Source organism: Pseudomonas sp. (assembly GCF_049590575.1).
In the GTDB taxonomy this organism is placed as follows: Bacteria; Pseudomonadota; Gammaproteobacteria; order Pseudomonadales; family Pseudomonadaceae; genus Aquipseudomonas.
Genome location: NZ_JBAWDE010000033.1, coordinates 1 through 5839, shown reverse-complemented (window position 1 = coordinate 5839; position 5839 = coordinate 1). Strand labels below are relative to the sequence as shown.

Here is a 5839-nt window from a genome sequence, read left to right as displayed (position 1 = left end):
GCCCCCAGCAATGCACCGCCGGCCGCGCCGAGGGCGGCACCGGTGACGACCGACTTGGTCATGTCCGAATCGGTGGCACGCAAGTGCTGCACCGGCTCGTAGCAATTGGGGTAGTACTCGACCTTGGTGCTCGACGCGACCTTGGAGGCCGGCGACGTGGCGCAACCGGTCAGCACAGTGCTGAAACCGGCCGCGATCAGCAGCAAGTGACGCTTGGAAACCGCCTTACGGGAAAAAAGCATAGGTGTGTTCTCGTTTAAGTTTGACTTGCCCAGCGCGGCCCACCGCCGCCTGAGTCCCTTCCAAGCTCGCCATACAGCCAGCGATCATCGCTGACCGCTCGCTGCGAGCAATTCCTTCAAGATCGTCGCCGGGTCGGCCCGCTGTTGCTTGCGGTAGTTGCCGACATGGCGGACGAACAGTGTTGCGCGCGTTACCAGGCTCTTGCCGAGCACCGGCTTGCGGTCCAGCTCTTCCTTGATTCGTTGAAACTGCGCCTGGATCACCGCATCGGTGTAGCGCGTGCCGGTGGCCAGGTTGTCGATGTAAATCGCCACCGCGCCATCGAGTGCACTGCGACCATTGGTGATGGCCATGTCAAACAGCTGCGCGCTGGCCTGGTCTTTGTTGTCCAGGGCCTGCTGGCGACTCTTCTGCAGGTTGGCCAGGCGGATGTTGTAGTTGGCAATGGTCTCGGCCACCAACGCGGCCGACTGGATCAGGTTGCCCGCGGCTTCTTCACGTTGCTGGGCGATCAGCGAGACGTTGCGCTTGAGTTCCTCGTTGACCAGCCCCAGCTCGGCTTGCAGCTTGGGGTCAACGCTGGCGGCGATGATGCTGTCGAGGCGCTTGGTCGGGTCCTGGGCGTCGTCAATGGCGTCGGTCAGCGAGGCCAGGCGGCCTTCTTTCTGCCACTGCGCAAACAGCTCCTTGTAGCGCGAGCGCGGCGCCGACAACGCGCCGATTGCTACGCGAAAACCGGTGGTCTCGTTGCTTTGCTCGGTGCCGTCGGCAGCGAACAACGGGTACTCGCGGCGCATGCCGGTAAACAGCGTGCCCTCGCCTTCCAGGTAGTTGCCGCCCTTGACCACAAAGCCGCCATAGGTACCCTGGCGGCGTCCGGCGTGCACCAGTTGGAAGGACTCCTGGACCATTTCCGCCGCGTTGCCAATCACGTCGAACAGGCCAATCGGGTTAGGCAATTTGGTGCCGATGGGCATCAAGCGCGCGGCCTGACCGGTGCCGCCGGCAACCTGATTGAAGACTGCGTAATCACCCAGCGGGCCGTCGCTGTCACTGCCCTCGACGCGACGTGGGAACAGCCGCCCTTCGAGGTCCTGGCGGCTGACCGCCTGGCCGCCGCGCGCGGCGAATTCCCACTCCACTTCGGTGGGCAGGCGCACAAAGCCCAGGCCACCGTCCTCCGCAGAGGAACCACGCCCGCTCACCGGCAAAAACTCGCGGTGATACTTCATCAGCCAAGCGCTGTACACCGCCGAGAAGCGCTCGGCTTCAAAGCGCGACAGCTTGACCTTGGGCAAGCGCCCGGCCATGCCGTCGGGCACATCGCACGCCGGCGCCGGTTCGCCACTGGCCAGCGACTGCGCCTGGGACATCACCTGGGCGTACTGGCGCGCGGTCACTTCGTACTTGCCGATGAAATACAGCATCGGCTTGAGCGGGGTTTTGGCGTCGGTCTTGGGCATCAACGGCGCGATGACCTTGTTCCAATCCTTGGGCAAGTCCTTGAGGGTGAACTGGCCGTTGATGAAGTCGCGGCGATAACCGGAAATAAACGACTGCTGATAACCCGCCTCGCCTTCGGCAAAGGGGTAGCCGAGGCTGATCTCGCGATCATCCAGAGTGCCCTGGGCCAGCACGTAGGCGTAGCGGAACACCATGTTGCCTTCGCACGGCAGCGGCAGGCTGACGTCGCCCTCCAACGGCTTGGGGTTGTCGAGCTTGTCGCTTGCCTCGTCGGCCCAGGCCATCGAGGCCAGGCTCAGCGCCAGGGCGGCGCCCAGTAACTTATACATCTCTGATTCCTTCAGAAGCCTGGATACGCGCCACACGCCAACCCCCACACGCCGCCGCCACGGCGCTGACGCCGAGGACTGCCGCCAGGGCCAGGCCGTAATGCCGCGCCAGCAGGTGGCTGGCGTGTTCGCCCGCCACCTGCACAAATAACTTATTCAACGCTGCCTCGGCCAGGCCATACAGCCCGGCACTCAGCACGGCGGCAATACCCGCGCTGTACAGCGCCTGCAGCAGCACAAACACCAACAGCCCAGCCGTGGAAAACCCCAACAGGCGCAGCACCGACAATTCCCGACGCTTGCGCGCCACAGCGGCCAGCGCCCCAGCGAAGATCGCCGCAAACGCCCCGGCCAGGGCCAACCCGGCGATGATCCAGAACACGATCGACAGGTTGCGGCTCAACGACTGCACCTGCGCGATGGTCTGCGCCTGGGTCGACACCAGCAGATTCTGCCCGGCGAAATACACCCGCAGCGGCTCCACATCAGTGAGGTTGCGCGCATACAAGCGAAACGCCGGATACACCCGCTGCTCGCTCACGCCCACCGCCTCGCCGTCCCAGCCCAGTGCCGGTACGGCGCGGCCATCGCGGTAATCTTCCGCCGCTTCCAGCAACTTCAAATCAGCAAACAAGCCGTCGCGCGCGAAGGCTTCCAATGGCAATACCGCCAGCACCTGCAGCCGCGTGCGTTGCGCCTCGACACGCCCGGCTACTTGCCGCGCAAAGCGGGTCTCCAGCCAATCGCCGGGCCGCGCCGCAAGCTTCTCGGCAGCGGTGTGGCTCAGCACGATCTGGTCCAGCCCCTTGGGCACTGGCAAGCGGCCCAGCAACGGATCACCCGGCGCCGTCGGCAGCATTTCCAGGACCAGGGTGCCCACCTGCGCCGTGGCCGCAATCTGTCGTGTACGCGGCAGTGCAAAGGCCACCTCACTGCGCTGGCCCAGTTGCTCGACAAATCCACTGCTGAATCGACCACCGCCCAACGGAATAATTTCACGGGTGGCGGGGTCGGTCTGCAAACGTTCGGTCAAACTGCTAACCAGTCCGAATTTAAGGCCGAATAACACCAGCAACGGCGCGATCACCGCCACCAGCGCCAGCACCGAACACGCCGACAGCCAGGCGTCGTTGCGATAGTCCTGCCAGGCCAGCGAGGCCACCAGAGGAAAGCGCATCAGCACACCTCCCCGAGGGTTGCGGTGACGCCGCCGTCGGTGTCGCGTCGGCAACTGATGCGTCGCACCTGCAAGCCACTGGCGCGGGCCAGCGGTTCGTCATGGGTGGCGATCACACAGGCGGCGCGGTGTTCGCGGGCCTGGGCCAGCAGCGCGTGCATCACGCGCTCGGCGTTCAGCGGGTCAAGCGACGCGGTCGGTTCATCGGCCAACACCAGTTGCGGCGCGTGCACCAAGGCACGCGCGCAGCTCACGCGCTGGCGCTGGCCCACCGACAGCGCCGCGGGCTTCTTGGCCAACTGGTCGCCGATTTCCAACTGCTCGGCCAGCCGCGCCACACTGCCGTCGTCCTTCAAACCGAGCAATTGGCGGGACAGCGCAATGTTGCTGCGCACGTCGAGAAAACCCAGCAGGCCGCCGGTTTGCAGCACATAGCCCAAGTGACGGCTACGCAGCTCAGCCAATGCAGTTTGCTTGTCGGCGCGCCACAACCCGCCAATATCCTGCTGATTGAATTCGAATGCTCCCACCTGATCCGGCGCCAGCACCAACGCGAGCAAATCGAGCAAGGTGCTTTTGCCGCAGCCGCTCGGCCCGACAATTGCCAATTGCTCACCCGCACGCAGTTGCAACGCCGGAACCACCAGGCTGTAACGCTGGCTACCGAGGCCCCGGCTCTTGTGCACCGCGTTCAAGTTCAGCATCACGGCAGCGTCGACAGTGGCACGCGGTACAACGCATCGCCCGGCTCGGCATCGCCGAAACGGACCCAGTTGGCCACGTCATTGTGGAAGGTTTCGTAGAGGCGGATTTTTGAATCCAGCTCGTCGATAAAGTCTTCCTGCTCGGCCACGCTCAGCGACAACCACAGGTCCTGGGTCATGTTCAGCGACTTGCTGCGGTACGGCAGGCCTTCGAGGTATTCACCGAGAATGCCGCCGTCGGCGAGGTTGCCGCCCTTGCGCAGGGCCTGCGGGTCGCGGCTCATATAGGCCGAGGCGCTGGCGATTTCCTGGAAGAAATCCTTGGGTGACGTCTGGGTTTTGCGCGCGGCATCGACGATCAGTTTCAGCGACTGCTGCAAATCGTTGAGCTGCAACTTGGTCAACATCACGCACACCTGGAACGCCGGCAGCGCCGGGTTGGTCAGGTCGCGGTCGGCGGTCCAGGCACTGACCAGCTGGGGCGCCTGGCTCGCGGCCTTGTGACCGAGGAAATCCATGTGCATCGCGTAACCAACGGCGGCGGATTTGTCCGCCAGGCTTGGCGCGCTGCTCAACAGCGGCACGGGCTGCGGTGTATTGCTGCGCACCTGGTGCACGAGGTTGGCGAACACCGTGCCGATCTCATCCACCCGCTCACCCAGCTTGCGCACATCGCCACCGGGCACCGGCGTGTACAAGTCGCCGATCTGCGGGTTGGCGTCGGCCGTGAGGATGCGGTACTGGCTCTCGGCGCCGGCGTGGGTCTTCTTGCCGGCATCGGTGCGCAGGTGCAGCGCGTAGATTTTGATCTGCTTGCCCAGCGCGGCCTGGCGCACTTCGGCTTCGTTCATCTGGGTGGCGGCGAACGGGTCGTTCTTGCGCAACGCGCCGGCATCGGTCACCAGCAAAATGATACGGCCGCCGTAGCCGGACCAGTCCATAGCGTCCACGGCCTGCATCACCCCGGCAAACGCATCCTCGTTGAAGGAATGGCTGGACACGGTGGACGCCTTGACCTCGCGCGCCATGTCGAGAAAGCGCTGCGGGTCGCGGCCCTGGTCGAGGCTGATCAGGGTCTTGGTCACGTATTCCAGGCCGGGGGTTTTCTTGATGCTGCTGCGAAAACCAACCATGCCGAAGCTGACACTGTCCAACTCGCCGCGCTCGGCAATGCGGGTTTGCAGCTCATGCACCACATCGCGGATCTGGTCGATGTACGGCTGCATGGAAACGGTAGTGTCGACCACCAGCACCACGGCGGTGCGGAAGGCATCGGCGTTGGCGTTCAGCACCCGCGCGGCCGGTTTTGCAGCGGCCGTGCCGGGGTCGATCGAGGCCACATTGAGCAACTGCACCGGCTGGCCGTTTTCGTCGAAGCTTTCTTTGGAATCGAAGATCGGCAACAGGTAGAACTGGTTCTGCGGCACCGCGCTGGCGGTCGGTTCCAGGGCCAGGATCTGGCTGTTGTCTTGCGTGTTTTTCTGCGCCTTGGCCAACACGCCTTTGGCGGCGGCCGGGTCGGCCAGCAGCTTCTCGACTTCGCCGGATTGGCGCAGGAACATCACCGGCGCGCGGCCTGAGCGCTCGGTGAACTTGAGCACCAGGCTTTGTTTCCAGTCGCTGACTTGCGCGGCCGGCAACCAACCGTCGCTGCGGCCGTCAGTGGCCGCGCCAACGCGCACCCACGGGCTGCCGTCGACGTCCTTGCGCTGGTAAACGTAAAGCACGGAAAACGCCGGCAGCCCTTCGCCCGATGCACCGCCGGCCTCATGGGACAGCTTGGCGCCCGGCTTGCTGAGCACACGCTGGAACAAGGTCTTTTTGCCGGCCATCAGCAACGGCCGCTGGCCACCGTCCGCCTGCGCCGCGACGGCGGGCGGTGTGGCGGCTGCGGTTGCAGCAGAGGTTGCCTTGGGCACTGC

4 protein-coding genes and 1 pseudogene are annotated in these 5839 nt (G+C 64.6%); all 5 read right to left on the bottom strand.

The window, feature by feature from the left end; translation table 11 throughout:
* Nucleotides 1–242, bottom strand: a pseudogene (locus WBR57_RS02795) (type VI secretion system-associated lipoprotein TagQ); the annotation flags it as partial.
* Between the two features lie 84 nt (nucleotides 243–326).
* Entirely contained in the window at nucleotides 327–2036 is a 1710-nt protein-coding gene (locus WBR57_RS02790) for a formylglycine-generating enzyme family protein (protein WP_424081906.1), read from the bottom strand.
* Entirely contained in the window at nucleotides 2029–3213 is a 1185-nt protein-coding gene (locus WBR57_RS02785; RefSeq protein WP_424081904.1) for an ABC transporter permease, read from the bottom strand. Before WBR57_RS02785 ends, WBR57_RS02790 begins: the two co-directional genes overlap by 8 nt.
* On the bottom strand, nucleotides 3213–3917 hold the full coding sequence (locus WBR57_RS02780; RefSeq protein ID WP_424081902.1) for an ABC transporter ATP-binding protein: 705 nt from the start codon (nucleotides 3915–3917) through the stop codon (nucleotides 3213–3215). The genes WBR57_RS02785 and WBR57_RS02780 overlap by 1 nt, the downstream gene beginning before the upstream one ends.
* Nucleotides 3917–5839, bottom strand: a 1923-nt coding sequence (locus tag WBR57_RS02775; protein WP_424081900.1) for a vWA domain-containing protein, incomplete at its 5' end; no start/stop codon positions are given. The genes WBR57_RS02780 and WBR57_RS02775, both read right to left, overlap by 1 nt.